A 23301-nucleotide genomic window follows, 5' to 3' on the forward strand; every position below is an offset into this window, starting at 1 on the left:
GGTGCAAAAGTACCACCTTTATTCACTTCTACAAGCTTTTTATTTACTTTTTTTTGCCTTTTTCTTAACTTATGTTTTAAATCGCTGGAAACGTGAATTTTGTAAGTAATTTTTTTTGAACCACAACACTCTATCAAAACGAATGAGCTGCGTTATCTCCAAAATTAGCGGTTGAATTTATACATAATCAACCGCATCGCAACTTTCTCTACCAATTGAATACCTAATAAAGACTGGATTTATTACTATTTTAAATGAATTGCAAATTACAAACCTACTCCCCTAGCCCCGATAGCAGTGAAAATACTTTTCTCTCGTTTCTTTAACGAGAGAAAAGATTGAAACGAATAGCGGGAAACGGCTCCTAAAAGAATCTTTTGCCCTTTACCTAATTATAATGAGTACCAATATTGTTTTTGGTACTAATTGAAACAACAAACCTTCCTTATATATTGTATGTATTTTTGTAATGGTCTATATTTGCATTCTTAAAATAACAAACGATGATTAAGATTACTTTGCCCGACGGGTCAATTAAAGAGTTTGCTCCTGGGATTACTCCTATGGATGTTGCCAAGAGCATTAGTGAAGGATTTGCCAGAAATGTAATTTCGGCTTCTTTTGATGGTACAACTGTAGAAACCACAACTCCTTTGACGACGGACGGCAGTCTTATATTATATACCTGGAATGACAAAGGCGGAAAAAAAGCTTTCTGGCATTCGACTTCACACGTAATGGCACAGGTTCTTGAGGAAATGTATCCTGGAATCAAACTAACACTTGGACCAGCAATATCCAATGGGTTTTATTATGATGTGGATTTTGAAGATCAGAAAATCACTGATGCTGATTTCAAAGAAATTGAGGATCGTGTTCTTGAAATATCAAGAGGAAAGCATGAGTTCAAACTGCGTCCTGTTTCTAAAGCAGAAGCTCTAGAACTATATAAGGATAACGTATACAAAACGGAACTGATTACCAATCTTGAGGATGGAACCATTACATTTTGCGATCATGATACCTTTACTGATTTATGTCGTGGTGGACATATTCCTAATACAGGAATCATCAAAGCGATGAAGGTCATGAGTGTTGCCGGAGCCTACTGGAGAGGTGATGAGAAAAACAAGCAGTTGACTCGTGTTTACGGTACATCCTTCCCTAAACAAAAAGATTTAACTGAATACTTAGAACTACTGGAAGAGGCAAAACGCCGTGATCACAGAAAACTAGGTAAAGAATTGGAATTATTTGCTTTTTCACAAAAAGTAGGTGCAGGTTTACCATTATGGTTACCAAAAGGAGCAGCCTTAAGAGACAGACTAGAGCAGTTCTTGAAAAAAGCACAGAAAAAAGGCGGTTACGAGCAAGTAGTGACTCCGCATATTGGTCAAAAAGAATTGTATGTAACGTCAGGACATTATGCAAAATATGGTGCCGATAGTTTCCAACCTATAAGCACACCAGCTGAAGGAGAAGAATTTTTATTGAAACCAATGAACTGTCCCCATCACTGCGAAATTTACAACGTACGTCCTTGGTCATACAAAGATTTACCAAAGCGTTATGCTGAATTTGGTACTGTTTACCGATACGAACAAAGTGGTGAACTACATGGTTTAACACGTGTAAGAGGTTTTACTCAAGATGATGCGCATATCTTTTGTACACCAGAACAACTGGATGAAGAGTTTAAGAAAGTAATTGACTTGGTTCTTTATGTATTTGGTTCGTTAGGATTCGAAAACTTTACTGCACAGATTTCATTGAGAGACAAAGAAAACAGAGATAAGTATATAGGTACAGACGAAAACTGGGAAAAAGCAGAAAATGCTATTATCAATGCTGCTGCAGATAAAGGTTTGAATACTGTAGTTGAATATGGCGAAGCCGCTTTCTATGGTCCAAAGTTAGATTTCATGGTAAAAGATGCCCTTGGAAGACAATGGCAATTAGGTACGATTCAGGTGGATTACAACTTACCTGAACGTTTTGATTTGACATATAAAGGATCTGATAACGAATTACATAGACCTGTAATGATTCACAGAGCTCCTTTTGGCTCAATGGAACGATTTATTGCAATATTATTAGAACATACCGCAGGAAATTTCCCTCTTTGGTTAATGCCTGAACAGGCTATAATATTGTCTTTGAGTGAGAAATATGAAATATATGCGAAAAAAGTTTTAAATCTCCTAGAAAATCACGAAATTCGCGCCCTTATAGACAATAGAAACGAGACAATCGGGAAGAAAATTAGAGATGCAGAAATGCAAAAAACCCCGTTTATGCTGATTGTAGGCGAGGAAGAAGAGAAAAATGGGACTATTTCTATACGTCGTCATGGACAAGAAGGAAAAGGAAATATCACCGTAACAATAGAAGAATTTGTAACTATTGTAAACGAAGAGATCAACAAAACATTAAAAGTATTTACAGTTTAACTTAAATTATAAAGTCATAGCAATAAGAAGCAACAGAGGTTACCAACCTCGCGTAGAAAAAAAAGATGCACACAGAATAAATAATCTTATTCGTGGTATACAAGAAGTAAGACTTGTAGGTGAAAATATTGAACCAGGAGTTTTTAAACTTTCGGAGGCTCTAAGACTAGCAGACCAATTTGAATTGGATCTAGTGGAGATTTCACCAAATGCTGATCCTCCGGTTTGTAAAATCATGGATTATAAGAAATTTGTTTACGAGCAAAAGAAACGTGATAAAATCCTTAAAGCGAAATCTACGCAAGTAGTCGTTAAGGAAATTCGTTTTGGACCTCAAACAGATGAGCATGATTACGAATTTAAGAGAAAGAATGCTGAAAAGTTCTTGAAAGAAGGTGCAAAATTGAAAGCATTTGTTTTCTTTAAAGGACGTTCGATTATCTATAAAGATCAAGGTCAAATCTTATTGTTGAGATTAGCAACAGATCTTGAGGAATTTGGTAAAGTGGAAGCGATGCCAGTTCTTGAAGGAAAGAGGATGATTATGTTCATTGCTCCTAAGAAAGGTAAATCAACGCAATCACAGCCAAAAGCAAAGGAAAATCAACAAAAACCAGTTGTAAAAAATACAGGAGCTCAACCTGCTTCTGACGATAAAGAAACTGTATAGCAAGAAAGATTGCTTTGTACAATAGCATCAAAAAAAATTTGATGAACGATAGCAGATTGCTTCGTTCCTCGCAAAGACAGTAAGTAAGAATAAATTAAAACACTAGGAAAAAATGCCTAAAATGAAAACCAAATCTAGCGCCAAGAAACGTTTTAAAGTTACTGGTTCTGGAAAGATTAAAAGAAAGCATGCTTTTAAAAGTCACATCTTGACCAAAAAGTCTAAAAAACGTAAATTAGCTTTGACACATTCAGCGCTAGTTCACAAAACAGATATGAAAAGCATCAAACAACAATTAAGAATTATTTAATCCCCACCCCAGCCCTCCCCAAGGAGAGGGAGAAGGAAAGGAAAAATACAATTCTTTAGGTTAAAACAATTTCAAATAACCTTGGAGTATGGCCATTAAGTGCTTTTGATTAAATTCAAGCCGCCTGCTACAAAAAAAAAGTAAAAATTATGCCAAGATCGGTAAATTCAGTTGCTAAAAGAGCAAGAAGAAAAAAAATAATGAAGCAAGCCAAAGGTTTCTTTGGTAGACGTAAAAACGTTTGGACAGTTGCTAAGAATGCGGTAGAGAAAGCAATGTGCTACGCTTACCGTGATAGAAAAGTGAATAAAAGAAATTTCCGTGCTTTATGGATTCAACGTATCAACGCTGGAGCTAGATTGGAAGGAATGTCTTATTCTCAATTCATCGGGAAATTGAAAGCTAACAATATCGAATTGAACCGTAAAGTTCTTGCCGATTTAGCAATGAACCATCCAGATGCTTTCAAAGCAATACTTAACAAAGTAAAATAAACGTTTTATAAACTCAATTTAGATTACTTACTGATATAGAGCCCCATCCGATTAGTCGCGATGGGGTTTTTGTTTTAACTGCCTCCTGCTAGTCCTAATATATTATTTAAAACATCCTAACAAAAGTACAGCACATCTATTTACCTATCAGAAGAATGATTTGGCACCTGCATACTCCATAAACTCTTGGCATAGCTAAAGCTTAACAAACTTAGGACAGTTCTAAAACTACATTCTAGCTAATTAGTAATGAATTCAAAATAAATAAAGTACCTATTTCATTTGCAAATAAGAATTAATAATTACTAAATTGGTATTGACATAGCTTCCCAATAAAATAAAAACAGTATTTTATACAAATGACTCGTACCAAACTTTATCTTTCATTTACACTACTAACGTTATTGTTACTCTTGAATTCTTGTAAAAAAGAACAACAACCAAATCAAATAGTAAAGAATCACTGGAAAAGATCAAAGGCAGATCGAATTGAAACCGATAAGTATATAGATGCAGGAGATGTCTATTTCCAAAAACTAAATTACGATAGTGCTTATTACTGTAATGCAAAAGCTAAACTCTCAGCCGAGGCAAAAAGAGATACTTCCCGCATTATTCTATCGTTATTGAATTTAGCAAAAATTCATTATCTACAATCCGATTACACTGGCGCTGAGACAACAGCAACTGAAATCTTACCATTACTTGAAAAAAAGAAAGAACATGCTTACAATTATAATATAAACCTACTTTTAGGAAATATCTCTACTACTACTTTAGATTACAAAAATTCACTCCGCTATTACAAGAAAGCCCTAAAGCTAAAAAAAACAACTGCTGATGAAAAAATAGACATACTAAACAACATTGGTTGGGTATATCTAGAAATGAAACAGTTCAAAAAAGCCGCTTACATATTTGAATACTTACTCACCAAAAAGGAAAGTTCTAATAATATAGAAGCATATACGCTAACATTAACAAACTTGGGATATTGCTATTTAGAATTAGGTAAACCTAAAGCGTTAGAATACTATTTAAAATCGTTGCGAATAGCATTAAAGACCAATAATCGCAGTAAAATTTCAACTTATAGTTTTCTATCAGAATACTACAAAAAAAAAGATTTTACCCTAGCAAACAACTATGCTAAATTAGGTTATAATGATGCTACTACTCTTAGGATTCCAAACAGACGTTTGGAATGTCTGCAATTATTAATAGAACTCAATACTGGTGCAACCGCTAAAAAATATGCGCTGCAATACCTTCACATTAATGATAGCATCACCAAGGTTAGGCAAAGAGCAAAAAATCAGTATGCTAAAATTAGATACGATTCGAAAAAGGAAAGAGAGGAAAACCTACAACTTAAAGCTCAAAAAATAGAGCAAGTCGCACAACAAAAAAAGAAAAATACTGTACTTTACCTCATCGTGGGAACCATCACGACAATAGGTATTGTAATTACGTATTTGCTTATGGCCAAAAATAAACGAGAAAAAGTAAAGGCAACGTATGCCACGGAGATTCGAATTTCGAAAAAACTACATGATGAGTTAGCCAATGATGTATACCAAACCATGGCTTTTGCGGAAACGCAGGATTTATCTACCACACGAAATAAGGAAATACTACTCTCTAACCTAGATACTATTTACAGCAGGACAAGAAATATTTCAAAAGAAAACATCTCGGTCGAAACTGGCCCAGCGTTCTTGTCTGACTTTAAAGAAATGATGACTGATTTTAATACACATGAGGTGAATGTAATTGCAAATGGACTAGATGCAATTAATTGGTCGACCCTCGAGAGTAATGTAAAAATTATACTCTATCGTGTTATCCAAGAACTGCTTGTGAACATGAAAAAATATAGTCAATGCAGTTTAGTGCTACTAACTTTTAATCTAAAGGAAAAAAAACTACAAATAGACTATATGGATAACGGTATCGGGGCAACTGAAAACCAACTAAAATCTAAAAATGGACTTCAAAATGTGGAAAACCGTATTCTGTCTGTAAAAGGAAACATTAGCTTTGACACTAGTCCGAATAAAGGATTTAAAGTGCAAATTGTCATCCCAACATAAATTTGCTTTTTTGTATTTAAAACCACTCCATCCCCTAAATTAATAAGAATAATTCCGTTATATTTGTCTGACACAGCAAGGTTCTATCCTACTATATTTTCTGGAGAGGTAACCTTTATGTATTACTAAATTCTTGCTTTTCCGACAAATGACTCGTACCAAACTTTATCTTTCATTTACACTACTAACGTTATTTTTACTCTTGAGTTCTTGTAAAAAAGAAAAGCACCTAAATCAAATAGTAAAGAATCATTGGAAAAGATCGAAAGCAGATCGAATTGAAACCGATAAGTATATAGATGCAGGATATAGTTTTTTACATAAACCAAATTACGATAGTTCGTACTACTATTATTCCAAAGCAAAATTTGCAGCTGAAACAAAAAAAGATACTTCACGAATTATTTTATCCTTAATAAATTTAGCAGACATTCTTTATATACAAACAGATTACGCTGATGCTGAAACAACAGCAACAGAAATCATACCGCTACTTGAAAAAAAGAAAGATCATCCCTATAATTTTGATCTAAATCTGACTATGGGAAATATTTCGATATCTACTTTAGATTATAATAATGCACTACGCTATTACAATAAAGCCTTAAGACTAAAAAAAACAACTTCCGATGAAAAAGTAATAATATTACATAACATTGCTCGGATATATATAGAAATGAAAAAAATCAAGACAGCTTGTTATATACTTGAATATTTAATCAAAAAAAAGGAAAGTTCGAATAATATAGAAGTCTATACGCTAACATTAACAAACTTGGGATTTTGCTATTTTGAATTAGGTAATCCTAAAGCGTTAGAATACTATTTAAATTCGTTGCGTATAGCATTAAAAACTAATAACATTAGTAAGATTCACACCTATAAGTCTCTATCAGGGTATTATAAAACAAAGGATCTTGCCATAGCCAAAAACTACGCTGTATTAGGTTATAATGCTGCTACCTCTCTTAGGATTCCAGATGATCGCTTAGAATGTCTGCAATTATTAATAAAACTAAATACTGATGCAACCGCTAAAAATTATGCGCTGCAATACCTTCACCTTAATGATAGCATCACCAAGGTTAGGCAAAAAGCCAAAAATCAGTATGCTAAAATTAGATACGATTCGAAAAAAGAAAGGGAGGAAAACCTGCAACTTAAAGTACAAAAAATAGAGCAGGAAGCTACACAAAAAAAGAAAAATATCTTTCTATACCTCATCGTGGGAGCCATCACGGCAATAGGTATTGTAATTACGTATTTGCTTTTGGCCAAAAATAAACGCGAAAAAGTAAAAGCAACGTATGCAACGGAGATTCGGATTTCGAAAAAACTGCATGATGAGTTAGCCAATGACGTATACCAAACCATGGCTTTTGCAGAAACTCAGGATTTATCGACCACACGAAATAAGGAAATACTACTCTCTAACCTAGATACTATTTACAGCAGGACAAGAAATATATCAAAAGAAAACATCTCCGTCGAAACTGGCCCAGCGTTCTTGTCTGACTTTAAAGAAATGATGACTGATTTTAATACACATGAGGTGAATGTAATTGCAAATGGATTAGATGCAATCAATTGGTCGACCCTCGAGAGTAATGTAAAAATTATACTCTATCGCGTCATCCAAGAACTGCTTGTGAACATGAAAAAATATAGTCAATGCAGTTTAGTACTACTAACTTTTAATCTAAAGGAAAAAAAACTACAAATTGACTATATGGATAACGGTATCGGGGCAACTGAAAACCAAATAAAATCTAAAAACGGACTTCAAAATGTGGAAAACCGTATTCTGGCTGTAAAAGGAAACATTAGTTTTGACACTAGTCCAAATAAAGGATTTAAAGTGCGCTTTACAATTCCAATATAACACGTGATTATATGTTCCAAAAAGTATTAATAGCCGAGGATTTAGACAGCATCAGTATCGCTGTAGTTCAAGCTTTGCAAGCAATTTCAATCTTCGATATTTATCATGCTAAATACTGTGATGATGCTTTAGTAAAAATAAAAAAAGCAATTCATGACAATGAACCTTACGATTTATTAATTAGTGATTTATCATTCAAAGCTGATCATAGAGAAAATAAGCTAGTCTCAGGAGAAGAATTGATTGAAGCCGTAAAAAAAATACAACCTGATATCAAAACTATCGTATTCTCTATAGAAGATAAATCCTTTAGAATCAAATCTCTTTTTAATACTTTGAAAATCAATGCTTACATATCTAAAGGGAGAGATAGTATTCCTGAGCTGCAAAACGCAATTCAGCGTATTTATAATCATGAAGATATCAAGCCAACTGTAGCAATTGAACATGCTTTGAGAGACAACTCCCTTTTCGAAATTGAATCCTATGATATTACGTTATTAAAATCATTATCAAATGGTTTGACTCTTGATGAAATTTCAATTAATTTCAAAAGTACAGGAATTGTTCCAAATGGAAGTAGCAGTCTGGAGAAACGAATCAACAGATTAAAAATATATTTTAAAGCCAATAATAATGTTCATCTTATCGCTATCACAAAAGATTTAGGTCTAATTTGAGCTTTTTAACCCTTCAAATAAACGAGATACTGCTCAACACATGCAGTAGTATTAAATCCAAAAAAAAATTACCTTTTAAAGAATTTAATCTTGCTGGTTTTTAAAAATAATTTTGTCTTTTACGGTTTCCCGTAAAATAATGATTTGTAAAGCAATTAAGTTTGACAATTGAAACTCCAAATCAACTTAAAATGGCAAATTTTACAAGAGAAGACTTAGCATTCACTGGCTATTCTCAAACAACAAATACTGCAGAATATTTTAATACTAATGATTCTCCTGAAAGGACTTACCTCGACAAAACAGAGGAATTCGAAGTAATCCATTTTTGCAATCAGTTTTTAAAAAAATATAAAGTTCCTCAAACCAGAGCAAGTTTTCAAAAAGTTGAAAGTTTTTTACAACATCCAGCTTTAGAAAATGAAGTCTACCAAGTTCAACTACACGATTGGATAGCAAGCAACTGGGTAAAAATATAAACGTATATATTTTAAATAAAAAAAATCAAAACGGTACTACGTCCTACAATCTTTCAATAGAAGATTATCACGCACTATTTTTATTTAATGGTTTAGGTTTTTACCGATTGGTATCCCCTTAATCAAAGATCTTTTTGGTACCGAAAAATCAATTTAGGTTATGAATAGCTACTGTACCAATTATGAAGTTAGTACTTCAGAAAACGAAGAATACTTGTAATAACTAATCTATTCGCACAACAATAAAATGAAAAAAATTACTCTTGTTGGTCTATCGTTATTTATATCATTATTTGCTCATACATCAAAAATGCAATCCTTAAAACAGAAGGATGGTTTAAATAAATACCCGCCTAATGAAAATGAACTGCTCGTTAATAGCAGTATAAATCGATTTAAAAAAAATGACAAGTCAATAGAAAGCACCTCAATCAATACTAGGAAACAACAACCAGCAAAACATTTTTCACGACATCGAAAAGGAAAATTAACTATATAAGATGAACTGATACAACTATTGTTTAGTGTAATTTTTGTATTTCTTTCCTTAAAAAATAAAAAAAATACTGCTTTTTAAAGTCCATTTTAGGCAAATATAAATCTATGAAGTCATTTCTCGTTTTAAAATCGAATTTACTGTTCTCCTTTCACATGGCATTCATTATACTAGGATCTTTATTCCTAATTTATTTAGTTTATAAAATTTGGACTCGAAGATAAAGCAACATATTTATTCTTTACTCTGATTCCTGCAATTTTAAAATAATTAGGGTATAACTTGAAAAAAGGTTCATGATTTTTTTGGAGATATTTCACTATTTTTGCTGTTCAATAGACAATCTAAAAGAACCAATAATTGTCAAACTTACCAACACAGTAACGCTCAAGTCACTTATACTAGTTAATTCTACAATTTGGATCACTCTTTAACCAAAAACCTAAAAAATATCTTCTCCTAACAATTGAAATTACTACTTTCCTTTTTACTCTTTTACTCCTTTGGGTTCTCCCAAATTAAACTCCTTTCTTGGAATATTGAAAATTTAGGCCAATCAAAATCAAATCAAGAAATTATACTCATTGCCAACATTCTACGTGATTTTGATATTATCGCTATACAGGAAGTCGTGGCGGGATATGGTGGCGCACAAGCTGTGGCCCGATTAGTCGATGAACTCAATCGCAAAGGGTCAAAATGGAATTATACAGTAAGTAATCCTACTAGCAGCAGTGCTTACAAAACAGAACGTTACGCTTATGTGTGGAAAACCAGTAAAGTTAGTAAGGTAGGAAAAGCATGGCTGGAAAAAAGATACCATCTCGAAATAGACAGAGAACCCTATTTTTGTACATTTCAATATGAAAACAAACAATTTACTGTCGTTAATTTTCATGCCATCACAAAAAAACGACAACCTGAGACTGAAATAAAATACTTTAAGTTTTTACCTCATGAATATCCTAATTTAAACCTTTTATTTGCTGGCGATTTCAACTGCCCACAATCGCATAATGTTTTTAATCCATTGAAAAAAATGGGATATAAATCGATTTTGGTCAATCAGAAAACTTCCTTGAAAAAAGAATGCAAAAAAGGCACATGTCTTGCATCCGAATTTGACAATATATATTATAAAGCTTCAGAAATTAATTTCTTAAAATCAGGAATTATTCCTTTTCATAGTGCTTTTGCGACCTTAAAAGATGCGCGAATGCTATCCGATCACATTCCTATTTGGTTTGAATTTTCATTAAAATAATTTCAGAAATGAAAAATTATTCTTTTAAAATCAATCAAAAACTTCTAGTTTTTCACCATCAAAACTGGCAAAAACCATACTGGGATGGGAATCTTGATGAAACATATTTCCTTCACTATCAATAGCTATAGCTCCTGCAAAACCATCAAACGGTTTTAATTCGTCAAAAGTTTTTAAGAAAGCTTCTTGTAATGTAAATCCGTCTGTAACACGAGTTACAATTTTTGTCGCAGTGGCATTACTCACAATATCTTCGCCTACTCCAGTCAAGCTCACGCCACAAAATTCATTAGCATAATTTCCGGCTACAGTAGCTGAATCTGATATGCGTCCCGGAATTTCAAAACCCTTTCCTCCTGTTGAAGTCGCAACAGCAATTTTTCCTTTCGAGTCTAAAACAACACAACCTACTGTTCCCGTCCCAAATGTTTTTAATTTTGCCTCATATTCGGCCCTACGCTGCGGAATCTCAGTAGAAAAAGGTTCAAAACCATTCTTTCTTGCAAAATGTGTGGCTCCACTACCCCCTAAAATCCTATCATCATATTGCATTAATATTTGAGCCACTTGCACGGGGTTATTTACCTCTTCAATATTGATAACGCCACTCATTTTCTGAGTTGCTCCATCCATGATTGCAGCACTCATCCTAATTTTTCCATCACTTTGAATTTGGGAACCGATACCTGCATTAAACAATTCATCATCTTCCAAAAGCGTAACGGCATAAACAACAGTTTCTATTGCCGAATGGGTTTCTAAAAAAGTATAGGACAATTTCACAATGCGTTCTAAGGCATTTTGTTTAGCTACCTTAGTTTCAATATTGGTCGAAGATTCCGAGAAAAAACCTCCATGTAGGATTACTTTCATACTGTTTAGAGTTCCGTTTATACGTTTAAATGTGCAGTGAAAAAGATACTATGTTTTATACGTAGTGAGAAGATTGAATGTGCATTTTATGCGTTTCGAGATTGTAGGTATCAAATTTACTCATTACGTGCGTTACTAAATGAGAAATCGAGATGGGCTGCCCTAATTCGACTTTAGTTAAATTCGTATCTTTTATTTCACGACCATCTACTAAAATAACTAATCCAGATCCTATGGCTTCCATTTGAGTATTGTGGGTAATTAATAAACCGGTATCCTCTCCAAGTCCTATTCCTAAAACTCTTGGATTACCCACGACAGCTTGAAAAAGCCTTCCAATTCTGCCTCGTTGTACAAAATGAGTGTCGATAATTACACCATCAATCAACCCTAAACCACTTGAAATTTTTACTTCACCTTTCAATAAAGCCTCGGAACTACTGCCCTGATAAATCATAGTGTTAGAAGCTGCAGCTGCTCCTGCCGACGTACCAGCATAAATAAATTCCTCATTGTGATACTTATCCAGTAAAATATCATGAAAAGCTGTTCCTCCAAGGATAGAAGTCAATCGCAATTGATCTCCTCCTGTAAACATTACAATATCAGCTGCTTTTAATCGAGTCAAAACTTCTTCGTCAGCAGCTTGCTCACGCCTTTCGATAGTAAGGATACCTACATTTTTTGCATTCAAATATTCAAATGCCTTTACATATTCTGGACCTATTTCTTTTGGGATGATCGAAGCAGTGGTGACTACTTCAATTCTTGATTGCTCTTTATGCTTGGATTCGTTTAGTATTCGCTTTAAAATACCCGTCTCAAAAAAGTTTAAATTGTTTTTAGCAATTTTATCAAAATCGGTTTCGGTAAAACTCCCTTTATCTACTGCACCGCCTATTATTATAAGTTTTCCTAATATATTCATTTGACAAAAATAACTAAAAAGTTAAAAGAAGCACTTGTACTTTTTCGTTTTTTTAAGTTTTAAACCTTTAAAATCAAAAGATATTGAAAAAATAAATTTTGTTTTAGTCCTATAAAGCAATATATTCGATTTATTAAAATGAAATTTTAAAATTCTGGTCAGCATCTTGTAAATCCCGATAAATCTTCATTTTAATTTTTAAATGCTAGCCAAACGAAAACCAATTTCAATATACAATTAATAGTTTCATTTTATGAAAATCATCAAAATACAAGCACTTCGCGGACCAAATATCTGGAGCATTCGTAGAAAAAAATTAATCCAAATGCGTTTGGATTTAGAAGAAATGGAACAGTTTCCCACCAATAAAATCGACGGATTTAGAGAACGAATCGAGACTATGTTCCCCTCACTGATTGAGCATCGTTGTTCTGAAGGATGTCGTGGCGGATTTTTTTCTAGAGTAGAACGTGGTACTTGGATGGGACATGTCATTGAACACATTGCTCTAGAAATCCAGTCTCTAGCTGGAATGGAAACGGGATTTGGTAGAACTAGAGAAACTAAAACGCCTGGGACTTATAATGTAGTGTTTAGCTATACTGAAGAAAATGTAGGGCTTTTTGCTGCCGAATCTTCAGTCGCAATTGCTGAAGCTTTAATCGCAGGAACTGATTATGATTTGAATGCTGATTTACAGAAAATGCGCGAAATACGAGAGCGTGTTCGGCTTGGGCCAAGTACCGGAAGTATAGTAGAAGAAGCGGTTTCTAGAGATATTCCTTGGATACGATTGGGAACAAATTCATTAGTACAACTGGGATATGGGATCAATCAAATGCGTTTTCAAGCCACCATTACCTGTAAAACAAGTAGTATCGCCGTTGATATCGCATGCAATAAAGAACTTACCAAAAAAATGTTGGATATGGCATCGATTCCTGTTGCCAGCGGAAGTATTTGTGTAAACGAAGACGATTTGGCAGAGACCATAAAAAAAATTGGCTACCCAATCGTGTTAAAACCATTGGATGGAAATCACGGAAAAGGAGCTTCTATTAATGTTACAAATTGGGAAGATGCGGTTTCTGGTTTGGCTTTTGCCAAAGAATACAGCAAACGCATCATTGTAGAAAAATTTATTACTGGATTCGACTATAGAATATTGGTCATTGACAACAAATTAGTTGCTGCGGCAAAGCGAGTTCCTGCTCATGTAGTTGGTGACGGGACAGCTACTATTCAAGAATTAATTACTACCACAAACTTAGATCCTAGAAGAGGGTATGGTCATGAAAATGTACTGACTCAAATTGATGTTGATCGTGACACTGAAGATTTACTAGAAAAACTAGGCTATACCTCCGCAACCATTCCTAAAATTGGTGAAATTGTATTCCTAAAATCTACAGCAAACTTAAGTACTGGAGGCACATCTGTAGATGTCACTGATATGATGCACCCAGAGAATATTTTTCTTGCTGAACGTATTTCAAGAGTCATAGGGCTTGATGTGTGTGGGGTCGATATAATGGCCGAAAATTTGACACAGCCATTAAAGGAAAACGGTGGTGTTATCCTAGAAGTCAATGCAGCTCCTGGTTTTAGAATGCACCTTGCTCCCTCTGAAGGGTTGCCAATAAATGTGGCGGCTCCCGTAATCGATATGCTGTATCCTCTGGGAAAATCGTGTCGAATTCCTATTATTGCCGTTACAGGAACCAATGGAAAAACTACTACTACCCGACTTTTAGCGCATATTGTAAAAAATAATGGTTTCAAGGTCGGATTCACTACTTCTGATGGGATTTACATTCAAAATCATATGATGGAAAAAGGCGATACTACTGGACCGCTAAGTGCAGAGTACATTTTGAAAGATCCAACGGTAGAATTTGCTGTTCTGGAAACTGCCAGAGGCGGAATCCTGCGATCTGGTTTGGGTTTTAGTTTATGTGATATTGGAGTTATTACTAATATTCAAGAAGACCATTTGGGTTTAAATGACATTCATACCTTAGATGATTTAGCGAGAGTAAAAGCTACTGTAGTAAAAAGTATCAAGAAAAATGGTTGGGCAGTTTTAAACGGAGACGATGAGCATTGTATAAAAATAGGTCAAGATTTGAATTGTAATGTCGCTTACTTTAGTTTAAGCGAAGACAATGACTTTATCAAAAAACTATGTGCCGAAGGGAAAACAGTTGCCGTTTATGAAAACGGATATATTACCATTAAGAAAGGGGAATGGAAAATCCGAATTGAACGCGCCAGTCACGTTCCACTAACATTAGGAGGAAAGGCTAAATTCATGATAGCAAATGTACTTGCCGCCACGTTGGCAAGTTATTTATGGGGATTTAAAACCGAAGATATTAGCTTATCGTTACAAACTTTCATTCCAAGTGCAGCACACTCTCCTGGACGTATGAATATATTTGAGTTTAAAAAATTCAAAGTATTAATTGATTTTGCGCACAATGCTTCGGGTTATGCAGGTGTCGAAGACTATTTGCAAAGTGTGCAAGCCACCAAAAAAATTGGAATTATTGCTGGTGTTGGTGACCGTCGTGATGAAGATATTAAAGAATGTGCAAAAATTGCAGGACGCATGTTTGATCATATTATCATACGACAAGAAAAACACTTAAGAGGTAGAACAGAAGCTGAGATTAATAAATTATTACTTGAGGGTATATCAGAGTCTGGCAGACCCGTTACTCACGAAATCATTCCCAAAGAAGTTGAAGCAATTAAGCATGCAATCAATTGCGCCGAAGAAGGAAGCTTTATTACTGCATTGAGCGACGTAGTTACTAATGCGATCGAAATTGTACAAGAATATTTAGACAAAGAAAACGAGAATGGTGAACTATAAAACTTAGTGACTGTGTAGGCTGTACGTAGTCGCTTTTTTTTAAAAAAAACACCCCAAATAGTAGCTTACTTTTTGGGGTGTTCTTATTTCTGATTGCCTTTACTTTTAAACTAGGTTTTCAACTTTTTTTTCTTTGCTGCTGGAAACAAGACATTATTTAGAATCAAGCGATAGCCAGGAGAATTGGGATGTAGATCCAAAACCGTAGGAGGATCGCCTACTTGATGCTGAAAATCCTCTGGATCATGACCGCCATAAAAAGTAAACATCCCTTTCCCTCTCTGTCCATTTAAATACCGAACCTCACCATTCAACTCACAAGTTCCCATCACTAAAATATTAGACTTTACTAATGCGCTATCAAAAGCGGTCGTTTGTCCCATAAATCCTTTGACTAATTGTGTGTGATTTTGACAAAGCATGCTTGGAATTGGATCCCATTTTGCAGAAAATTCCATCAATGTAAAATAATCCTTATCTACAGGAACTCGGCGCTTAGGAGTCATATCAATATCTGAAAATTCATATTGTTCTGGTTTTCTTTCTAATATATAATCCTTGAATGCAAATGAATTACCGTAATTCATTTTAGACTGATAGTTGCCTTCACTAGGATCTCCATCAAACATGGTTTCACAAATATCAACACCATCAGCTGCGAGAGCTATATCAAAACTGTCCGTTGCTGAACACATCGCAAACATAAAGCCACCGCCTATGACAAAATCCCTAATTTTTTTGGCTACAGCACCTTTCTCTACCGCGACTTTTGTAAAACCAAGTTTGGTTGCTAAAGCTTCAGCATCTTTTTTTTGTTCAATATACCACGGCGCATTTTTATAAGCAGCATAAAATTTACCGTATTGCCCTGAAAAATCTTCATGATGCAAGTGCAACCAATCATAAAGTAACAATTGATCACTTAAAACTTCTTCATCATAAATAGGTGTGAAAGGAATTTCGGCATACGTTAACACCAGAGTAACTGCATCATCCCAAGGTTGTTTGCCTTTTGGTGTATAAACAGCAATTTTAGGTGCTTTTTCAAGTATCACAGATTCCATATTTTGAGAAGGACTTGATATTTCATTTAAAATAGCAACTTCGTCACCATCTGAAATTACTTCAAAACTCACCCCACGAATTTGGCATTCTTTGCGGATCTCATCTGCATCAGGCAATAGAAAAGACCCCCCGCGATAGTTCAACAACCAACTGGCTTTATAATTTTTATTTAAACACCAATAGGTGATTCCGTATGCTTTAAGATGATTTTTTTGGCTCGTTTCATCCATTGGCAACAAAATAAAAGAAGCTTTTACTGTTATCGTTAGCAAGAGAAGAAACGTATATAGAAATGCTTTATACATCGATTTAAGATTTTACACCTCAAAGATAGAAAGTAAGTCAATTAAATGCTTTAATCTTTCATTAAATATTACCTCTAAAATAGTTTACAATAAAAACACGTAAAACTACGTATAGCCAAACCATTTTCTATCTATAAATTTGAAACATAAACTTAATCTTCTACCATGAAAAATTTAGTATTAAATCATCCCGAAAAAAATAGAAAAGTGAGTGTAATGGATCTTGTAAAAAAAGCAGCAATAGCGGTATTAGTAGCACTAATTGTTACCTTTTATTATTTGTGTTATCATTTTATTTTTAAATAAAAACTCTTTTTAAATCCCCAAATACAGTACCTAATTATTGTGAAAAACTACTACAACACTTTAGCAGAAGAGATTTTTTATTTGGCTAATTTAGAAATAGATACATCTTCATTGAGAAGACAATTTTTCTATATTAATCCCGTAAAACTTGAAAAAAGCCTAGATAATGATAATTTAAAAAAAGCATTTTGGATCAATGTTTACAATGCTTTCTACCTCATCATCTGCAATGAACTCAATCAAAATAATAAAATTTTTGATCTTAAAAGAATCAAAATTGCGGGCTCAGTACTTTCCTTAAATGATATTGAACACGGCATACTGAGAAAAGGTAAGTTTAAAATTGGTTTTGGTCATATCGCCAATCCTTTTTATTCGGATTTTATAAAAAATCTAGCAGTTAGTAAAGTCGATAACAGAATTTGTTTTGCATTAAGGCATACTAATTTGACAGCAGAAAACATTGAGTATTTCGATTGTGACCTAATAGAGGAACAACTTACAATAATTTCTAAGGATTTTATACGTAAAGAAACAGAATTTGATACTGAATTAAAGACAAGTAAAAACGCAGCTTTTTTAGTATCGTATTTGAAAAATTTAAGAGGCAAAGATTCCGTGAAAAAATTAGTAAAAACAACTTCAGGTGTAGACTTGGTATAGTGCAAAATATGAATTAAAGACTACTATTGAGCCCAAAACTACAACTAGCTAAAGCAACAAACTTTCGTAAAATTATTGAACAATGAATTCAAATCATTAATCATTCAATTGTAAAAGTGAATTCTGAACAGCATAAACTACCAAGCCAGCTATATTCCTAGATTCGGTTTTTAAGAGTAAATTGTTGCGATGTCCCTCGACCGTTCTGGGACTAATAAAAAGTTGATCCGCAATTTCTGCTGTACTTTTTTGGAGACAGATTAGTTTAAGTACTTCTATCTCACGTGGACTAAGAAAGTTAGAATCGAAATTACTTTTAGTTTTTTTAGTTGTCAAAACATCGTCTTGAATAATTTTCATTACATAATCTGTGTAATAAAAACCCTTTAAAGCTACTTCATTTATTGTAGTGAGTAATTCTTGTGGAGTAGCATTTTTTATCAAGTAGGAAACTGCTCCAACATCTATCATATTAGCCACAAAAGATTTAGAATCATAACTAGTAAGTGCAATGATTTTTAGCTCTGGAAACTCCTTTCTAATAATCTTGGTAGCCTCAACGCCATTAATTACAGGCATTTTTAAATCCATGATAATAATATCTGGATGATTATTGGTGTTATGTTGTAAATAAAAAATCAAATCCTCCCCATTTGAGGCTTCAAAAATAATATCAATATTAGCTTCGCGTCCCAACAAGAAGGAGATTCCTTTTCTAAAAAGGACTTCATCATCGACTAATATTATTTTGATCGCGTCTATCATTTTAAAAGTTAAAAAGTACTGAAACTCCTTTATTTATTGCACTCTCTAAGATCATTTCTCCTTTTAAAAAAGCAACTCTGCTTTCTATATTTTTCATTCCTAATCCTTTTTGATTATCTATAGTAATGGTATCAAAACCAATTCCGTTATCCTGATAGGTACACCTTTTCATTTCTTGTATGTCCTCGATAACAATCGAAATATGAGATGCTTTACCATGCCGCAACGAATTGTTCATTAATTCCTGCAAAATTCTAAATACATGCAAGTGCCTGTCGTTATCAGCACTATCAAAGTTCGTTTTATTTTCATACGCTACTTCCACCGCTCTAGAACTGCTGAATTCTAAACACAATTCTTCAATTCCGGCATGAAGTCCAAATTTTTCTAAAACGGGAGGCAGTAGCCCGTGAGCAATTTTTCTTGAACTATCAAGTGCTTTGCTCGTGAGCTCAATTATAGTTTTTGTAATCCCAAGTGTTTCATTTTCGGTTAAGTTAGGTGCCGTAAGCAAGTAACTGTTTAAGGAAACTATATTTAGCTTAGAACTAATATCGTCATGTAAATCTTGTGCAATACGTTTGCGTTCCTCTTCTTGCGTAATGATTACGGCACTTAAAAGTTCCTTTTGATACTGAATTTCTAAGTCTTTCTTTTCTAATTCCTTTTGAATAATTTTCTTTCTTGAAAAATAGAAAAATATAATTAAAGTCACCGCAATGACTATAAAAAAACCAGAGATGTAAAATATAATTTCTACTATTTCTTTCTCATTCGCTAGATTTTTCAACATAATTTAGTTTTTAATTGCTTTTTTGTAAAAACTTCTTTTCCATTCGAAAAGTATAAACAACTGATAAACAATAACTAAAATTGCGTTTAATGTCCAGGTCAGAAATTTAAATTCAGCACTTAATCCTATTATAAAATTCCCAACAAAAAATAAAACCGTACTTCCTAACAAGTACATTATAATGCCAACGGTAACATAATAAAATTTTTTTTCTTCGGCAAGGATGTTGTACAAATGCAGCATTGCAAAAACTACGACGAGTAGTGATGTTACAGCAATTTCAAAAAGATTAAATTTATAAAACTGACTCGGATCTAAATAATAGTGGATACTTAATACCAAAATCCCTAGGACAAAAGCAATTTTTAAGAAATAAATTTGTGCTTTTGTTTTCAAAAGCGTGTTGTAAAAACAACTTAATAGCACTAACTGGCCAATAAAATAGAAATGAGATAAGAATAAATTATTAACCGAAAAAAACACATATACGGTTGCTGTCATTTGTATACAGAAGACAATTCCCAAATACCAAGTAAATATTTTAAAGGCTTTATCTTGAGATGAAAAGCCTTTTATAAAAAGTATTAAATTGATAAGTGACAAGAAATAACCAATATTAACAAATGAATCGTACATCACATTATTGATTTAATGGACTTGCAGGATCTCCATTAGGTGGACATGGTTTTGAAAAATCATAAACAACACTTTCTTCACCAAGATTTCCTTCTTTATCATATTGAGAAGTTCCAAAAACGTCTCTGTAAATGCCAGTTTCATCTTTGTTTGCTCCTACAAACAAGAGTGTTTCTTCATTATTATCATTTATACCCATATAGGCACGCACAGCTTCTGTTTTAAGAGCTAATACTGCTTCAAGGCTTTCTCTTGGAATTAAAAAAGCATTTACTTTCTTTTTAGCATCCTCAATTTCAATATTGTTTTGAAACGCTTTTGTCCATTTTTCGGCAGTTTGTAATGAAATTTCAATTGGCCCTGTAAAATTTTCGTTGTCCATAATTGTGTGTGTTTTAAGGTTAGTTTTATAGAACTTACTTTACTAAATAAGCGTAGCTAATTTATTCAATTTTTTTCACAAAAAGAACATTCTAATTTATTAAAAATATACTGACACTTTTAATAAAAAATGCCCACAAAATTTTCATTGAGGGCATATTATACAATTACAATAAACTATTAAAAAGGAACATCACTGTCATCATCAAAATCATTCAAATTACTCCCGAAAGCATCATTTGCTGATGGTAAATTTTTAGTGATAAAAGGATTGTCCTCTTGATTCATACTTGATGGTAAATCGTCATAACCTCCACTAAAATCCTCCAGATTATCAAACTTCCCGAGGTGTCCTATAAACTTTAATCGAACGTTTTCTATGCTACCATTACGGTGTTTAGCAATCATAATTTCGGCTTGTCCTGCTGTTGGCGAAGCTTCATCATCATCCCATTCGTCAATTTTATAATATTCCGGACGGTATAAAAACGAAACAATATCGGCATCTTGCTCAATCGCCCCAGATTCACGTAAATCCGATAATAAAGGCCTTTTACTAGAACCACGGGTTTCTACGGCACGTGATAATTGTGAAAGGGCAATAACAGGAACATTCAATTCTTTGGCTAATGCTTTTAAGTTTCGGGAAATAGTAGAAATCTCCTGCTCTCTATTTCCGCCCCCTTTTCCGTTTCCTCCAGCGGTCATCAATTGCAAATAATCGACAATTATAATTCGGATTCCGTGTTGCGAAACCAAACGTCTTGATTTAGCCCGTAAATCGAAAATAGACAACGAAGGGGTGTCATCAATAAACAAAGGTGCTTTTTCTAAATTCTTCACTTTGGTACTCAATTGTTCCCACTCGTGTTTTTCTAATTTACCGGTACGCAACTTCTCTGATGAGAGTCCTGTTTCTGAGGAAATCAAACGGGTAATCAGTTGAACTGATGCCATCTCCAACGAAAATAAGGCTACTGGCATTCCAAAATCAATAGCCATATTTCGAGCCATCGATAATACAAATGCAGTTTTACCCATCGCTGGCCTTGCTGCAATAATAATTAAATCACTTGGTTGCCAACCCGAAGTTATCTTATCTAATTTATCAAAACCAGTTGCTACACCGCTCAATCCCTCCTGACCAGCAATTTCCTCGATTCTTTTTTTGGCTTGCAGTACTAAACTCTGCGCTGTTTCTGAACTACGTTTTATGTTTCCCTGTGTAACTTCGTAAAGTTTAGACTCAGCTCTGTCTAATAAATCAAAAACATCGGTAGTTTCATCATAGGAATCTTCGATAATTTCTGATGATATCCGAATCAAACTACGCTGAATAAATTTTTGTAAAATGATTCTGGAGTGAAATTCAATATGCGCCGAAGAAGAAATCTTTTGCGTAAGCTGAATGAGGTAAAAATCTCCACCGGCCAGATCTAATTTTGCGTTTTTCTTTAATTGGGCCGAAACAGTTAATAAGTCAATGGGTTGCGTCTCGGTAAACAGCTGAACAATAGCTTCAAAAATATGTTTGTGTGCGTCTTTGTAAAAAGCATCAGGTTGTAAAATATCAATGACATCATCTACCCCTTTTTTATCAATCATCATGGCACCCAGCACCGCCTCTTCTAAATCGAGAACCTGAGGAGGTAATTTCCCCTTTTCTAAACTTATAATTGTTGTTTTATCTACCTTTACGGGGTTTATATTTCTGAAGTTTTCCATAGAGCGAAAGTAGCAAAAATTAAAAAAATATTGAGATCGAGTTGTTACAAATAATTGTTTATAAATAACTATTTTTTGTTTATAACCAAAAAAAAATCCGAAACGGTAAGGCTTCGGATTAAAGATAATTTTGTAAGCTTTTACTCCTTATACTCACCCATTTTACTGTATTTCTCCATTCTTTGAGCGATTAATTCAGCTGTTGATAAGTCTTTCAATTCATTAAAACCTTTCATGATATATTGTTCTACTGTTTTAAAAGTAGTGGCTCTATCGTAGTGTGCTCCACCCAAAGGCTCTGGTATAATATCATCAACTAATTTTTGTTTTTTCATGTCAGCTGATGTCAATTTTAAAGCTTCGGCAGCTTGTTCTTTGTATTCCCAGCTTTTCCATAAAATAGAAGAACATGACTCTGGAGAAATAACAGAATACCAAGTGTTTTCCATCATGTATACTTTATCACCTACACCTATTCCTAATGCTCCACCAGAAGCTCCTTCGCCAACAATTACGGTGATGATAGGCACTTTTAAACGAATCATTTCAAATATGTTTCTGGCAATGGCTTCTCCTTGCCCACGCTCCTCAGCTTCTAATCCTGGATAAGCTCCGGGAGTATCAATCAACGTTAAAACGGGAATACCGAATTTCTCAGCCATTTTCATCAATCGCAACGCTTTTCTATAACCTTCTGGATTTGCCATCCCGAAATTTCTATACTGACGCATCTTAGTATTGATTCCTTTTTGTTGACCTACAATCATGAATGATTGTCCATCTATTTGACCTAAACCACCAATCATGGCTTTGTCATCTTTAAAATTTCTATCACCAAAAAGTTCTAAGAAAGTCCCTTTTGTAAGATTAGTAATGTGTTCTAAAGTGTAAGGTCTATTAGGATGACGAGAAAGTTGTACACGTTGCCAAGCGGTCAAGTTTTTATAAATTTGTCTTTTAGTCTCTTCTAACTTTTTGTTGATTTGTTTGCAAGTATTCGTTACATCAACATCCGATTCTTGACCAATAATAAGACATTTGTCTAACTGCTCTTCTAGTTCTTTTATTGGAAGCTCAAAATCTAAATATTCCATAGGATTTTTGCGTTTTTGTTTTTATTTCGAACGGCAAATATAAAATTTTAAATCGTTCAAAAAGGTAAATA

At 33.8% G+C, this 23301-nt stretch carries 20 protein-coding genes and 1 pseudogene; 12 read left to right on the forward strand and 9 right to left on the reverse strand.

The window, feature by feature from the left end:
- Positions 1–503 precede the first annotated feature (503 nt).
- From thrS to ACNQGO_RS14725, 9 genes and pseudogenes are all read left to right on the forward strand, one after another.
- The gene (thrS, locus tag ACNQGO_RS14685) at positions 504–2450 is read left to right on the forward strand and encodes a threonine--tRNA ligase (protein ID WP_417985738.1); all 1947 of its coding nucleotides are present in this window, start codon (positions 504–506) and stop codon (positions 2448–2450) included.
- 16 nt (positions 2451–2466) lie between these two features.
- Positions 2467–3015, forward strand: a pseudogene (infC, locus tag ACNQGO_RS14690) (translation initiation factor IF-3); the annotation flags it as partial.
- Positions 3016–3232: 217 nt separating this feature from the next.
- Positions 3233–3430 carry a 50S ribosomal protein L35 gene (gene rpmI / locus ACNQGO_RS14695; protein ID WP_022827375.1) on the forward strand — a complete coding sequence of 66 codons (198 nt, stop codon included), beginning with the start codon at positions 3233–3235 and terminating at the stop codon, positions 3428–3430.
- A gap of 149 nt (positions 3431–3579) precedes the next feature.
- On the forward strand, positions 3580–3924 hold the full coding sequence (rplT, locus tag ACNQGO_RS14700) for a 50S ribosomal protein L20 (RefSeq protein WP_099716008.1): 345 nt from the start codon (positions 3580–3582) through the stop codon (positions 3922–3924).
- Positions 3925–4283: 359 nt separating this feature from the next.
- Entirely contained in the window at positions 4284–6017 is a 1734-nt protein-coding gene (locus ACNQGO_RS14705) for a tetratricopeptide repeat-containing sensor histidine kinase (RefSeq protein ID WP_417985739.1), read from the forward strand.
- 148 nt (positions 6018–6165) lie between these two features.
- Positions 6166–7899 carry a tetratricopeptide repeat-containing sensor histidine kinase gene (locus tag ACNQGO_RS14710; RefSeq protein ID WP_417985740.1) on the forward strand — a complete coding sequence of 578 codons (1734 nt, stop codon included), beginning with the start codon at positions 6166–6168 and terminating at the stop codon, positions 7897–7899.
- Positions 7900–7910: 11 nt separating this feature from the next.
- Positions 7911–8579, forward strand: a complete 669-nt coding sequence (locus ACNQGO_RS14715; RefSeq protein ID WP_417985741.1) for a DNA-binding transcriptional response regulator — start codon at positions 7911–7913, stop codon at positions 8577–8579.
- Between the two features lie 191 nt (positions 8580–8770).
- Entirely contained in the window at positions 8771–9058 is a 288-nt protein-coding gene (locus tag ACNQGO_RS14720) for a hypothetical protein (RefSeq protein WP_417985742.1), read from the forward strand.
- A gap of 962 nt (positions 9059–10020) precedes the next feature.
- A complete protein-coding gene (locus ACNQGO_RS14725; RefSeq protein WP_417985743.1) occupies positions 10021–10818 on the forward strand; it encodes an endonuclease/exonuclease/phosphatase family protein in 798 nt (265 codons plus the stop codon).
- Between the two features lie 30 nt (positions 10819–10848).
- Here ACNQGO_RS14725 and ACNQGO_RS14730 read toward each other — a convergent pair whose 3' ends face one another.
- Both ACNQGO_RS14730 and ACNQGO_RS14735 read right to left on the reverse strand, forming a co-directional pair.
- Positions 10849–11691 carry an isoaspartyl peptidase/L-asparaginase gene (locus ACNQGO_RS14730; RefSeq protein ID WP_417985744.1) on the reverse strand — a complete coding sequence of 281 codons (843 nt, stop codon included), beginning with the start codon at positions 11689–11691 and terminating at the stop codon, positions 10849–10851.
- A 55-nt stretch (positions 11692–11746) separates the two neighbouring features.
- The gene (locus ACNQGO_RS14735) at positions 11747–12619 is read right to left on the reverse strand and encodes a cyanophycinase (protein ID WP_417945920.1); all 873 of its coding nucleotides are present in this window, start codon (positions 12617–12619) and stop codon (positions 11747–11749) included.
- A gap of 253 nt (positions 12620–12872) precedes the next feature.
- On the opposite strand from ACNQGO_RS14735, the gene cphA reads away from it, so the two are divergent.
- Entirely contained in the window at positions 12873–15497 is a 2625-nt protein-coding gene (gene cphA / locus ACNQGO_RS14740; RefSeq protein WP_417985745.1) for a cyanophycin synthetase, read from the forward strand.
- A 110-nt stretch (positions 15498–15607) separates the two neighbouring features.
- On the opposite strand, the gene ACNQGO_RS14745 is transcribed toward cphA, so the two are convergent.
- The gene (locus tag ACNQGO_RS14745) at positions 15608–16867 is read right to left on the reverse strand and encodes an asparagine synthetase B (RefSeq protein WP_417985746.1); all 1260 of its coding nucleotides are present in this window, start codon (positions 16865–16867) and stop codon (positions 15608–15610) included.
- 165 nt (positions 16868–17032) lie between these two features.
- On the opposite strand from ACNQGO_RS14745, the gene ACNQGO_RS14750 reads away from it, so the two are divergent.
- Both ACNQGO_RS14750 and ACNQGO_RS14755 read left to right on the forward strand, forming a co-directional pair.
- On the forward strand, positions 17033–17173 hold the full coding sequence (locus ACNQGO_RS14750) for a hypothetical protein (protein WP_417948216.1): 141 nt from the start codon (positions 17033–17035) through the stop codon (positions 17171–17173).
- A 39-nt stretch (positions 17174–17212) separates the two neighbouring features.
- Entirely contained in the window at positions 17213–17836 is a 624-nt protein-coding gene (locus ACNQGO_RS14755; protein ID WP_417985747.1) for a DUF547 domain-containing protein, read from the forward strand.
- Between the two features lie 96 nt (positions 17837–17932).
- Here ACNQGO_RS14755 and ACNQGO_RS14760 read toward each other — a convergent pair whose 3' ends face one another.
- The 6 genes from ACNQGO_RS14760 to ACNQGO_RS14785 form a co-directional block, all read right to left on the reverse strand.
- Positions 17933–18601, reverse strand: coding sequence for a response regulator transcription factor (locus ACNQGO_RS14760; RefSeq protein ID WP_417985748.1), 669 nt, complete (start codon positions 18599–18601; stop codon positions 17933–17935).
- Position 18602: 1 nt separating this feature from the next.
- Positions 18603–19394 carry a sensor histidine kinase gene (locus ACNQGO_RS14765; protein ID WP_417985749.1) on the reverse strand — a complete coding sequence of 264 codons (792 nt, stop codon included), beginning with the start codon at positions 19392–19394 and terminating at the stop codon, positions 18603–18605.
- Between the two features lie 3 nt (positions 19395–19397).
- Positions 19398–20030, reverse strand: a complete 633-nt coding sequence (locus ACNQGO_RS14770; RefSeq protein ID WP_417948111.1) for a hypothetical protein — start codon at positions 20028–20030, stop codon at positions 19398–19400.
- 4 nt (positions 20031–20034) lie between these two features.
- Positions 20035–20412: a hypothetical protein gene (locus tag ACNQGO_RS14775; RefSeq protein WP_417948112.1), complete on the reverse strand. Its 378-nt coding sequence runs from the start codon at positions 20410–20412 to the stop codon at positions 20035–20037.
- Between the two features lie 179 nt (positions 20413–20591).
- Positions 20592–22136, reverse strand: coding sequence for a replicative DNA helicase (gene dnaB, locus ACNQGO_RS14780; RefSeq protein WP_417945939.1), 1545 nt, complete (start codon positions 22134–22136; stop codon positions 20592–20594).
- Between the two features lie 140 nt (positions 22137–22276).
- The gene (locus tag ACNQGO_RS14785; RefSeq protein WP_417945941.1) at positions 22277–23230 is read right to left on the reverse strand and encodes an acetyl-CoA carboxylase carboxyltransferase subunit alpha; all 954 of its coding nucleotides are present in this window, start codon (positions 23228–23230) and stop codon (positions 22277–22279) included.
- Positions 23231–23301: the final 71 nt, after the last annotated feature.

Origin of the sequence: Flavobacterium frigidum (assembly GCF_048286735.1) — a bacterium.
In the GTDB taxonomy this organism is placed as follows: Bacteria; Bacteroidota; Bacteroidia; order Flavobacteriales; family Flavobacteriaceae; genus Flavobacterium.

Excerpts from the sequence above, each read along its gene's own strand:
- thrS (WP_417985738.1), top strand. The coding sequence starts at position 504 with ATGATTAAGATTACTTTGCCCGACGGGTCAATTAAAGAGTTTGCTCCT.
- rpmI (WP_022827375.1), top strand. The coding sequence starts at position 3,233 with ATGCCTAAAATGAAAACCAAATCTAGCGCCAAGAAACGTTTTAAAGTT.
- rplT (WP_099716008.1), top strand. The coding sequence starts at position 3,580 with ATGCCAAGATCGGTAAATTCAGTTGCTAAAAGAGCAAGAAGAAAAAAA.
- ACNQGO_RS14705 (WP_417985739.1), top strand. The coding sequence starts at position 4,284 with ATGACTCGTACCAAACTTTATCTTTCATTTACACTACTAACGTTATTG.
- ACNQGO_RS14710 (WP_417985740.1), top strand. The coding sequence starts at position 6,166 with ATGACTCGTACCAAACTTTATCTTTCATTTACACTACTAACGTTATTT.
- ACNQGO_RS14715 (WP_417985741.1), top strand. The coding sequence starts at position 7,911 with ATGTTCCAAAAAGTATTAATAGCCGAGGATTTAGACAGCATCAGTATC.
- ACNQGO_RS14720 (WP_417985742.1), top strand. The coding sequence starts at position 8,771 with ATGGCAAATTTTACAAGAGAAGACTTAGCATTCACTGGCTATTCTCAA.
- ACNQGO_RS14730 (WP_417985744.1), bottom strand. The coding sequence starts at position 11,691 with ATGAAAGTAATCCTACATGGAGGTTTTTTCTCGGAATCTTCGACCAAT.
- ACNQGO_RS14735 (WP_417945920.1), bottom strand. The coding sequence starts at position 12,619 with ATGAATATATTAGGAAAACTTATAATAATAGGCGGTGCAGTAGATAAA.
- cphA (WP_417985745.1), top strand. The coding sequence starts at position 12,873 with ATGAAAATCATCAAAATACAAGCACTTCGCGGACCAAATATCTGGAGC.
- ACNQGO_RS14745 (WP_417985746.1), bottom strand. The coding sequence starts at position 16,867 with ATGTATAAAGCATTTCTATATACGTTTCTTCTCTTGCTAACGATAACA.
- ACNQGO_RS14750 (WP_417948216.1), top strand. The coding sequence starts at position 17,033 with ATGAAAAATTTAGTATTAAATCATCCCGAAAAAAATAGAAAAGTGAGT.
- ACNQGO_RS14760 (WP_417985748.1), bottom strand. The coding sequence starts at position 18,601 with ATGATAGACGCGATCAAAATAATATTAGTCGATGATGAAGTCCTTTTT.
- ACNQGO_RS14765 (WP_417985749.1), bottom strand. The coding sequence starts at position 19,394 with ATGTTGAAAAATCTAGCGAATGAGAAAGAAATAGTAGAAATTATATTT.
- ACNQGO_RS14770 (WP_417948111.1), bottom strand. The coding sequence starts at position 20,030 with ATGTACGATTCATTTGTTAATATTGGTTATTTCTTGTCACTTATCAAT.
- ACNQGO_RS14775 (WP_417948112.1), bottom strand. The coding sequence starts at position 20,412 with ATGGACAACGAAAATTTTACAGGGCCAATTGAAATTTCATTACAAACT.
- dnaB (WP_417945939.1), bottom strand. The coding sequence starts at position 22,136 with ATGGAAAACTTCAGAAATATAAACCCCGTAAAGGTAGATAAAACAACA.
- ACNQGO_RS14785 (WP_417945941.1), bottom strand. The coding sequence starts at position 23,230 with ATGGAATATTTAGATTTTGAGCTTCCAATAAAAGAACTAGAAGAGCAG.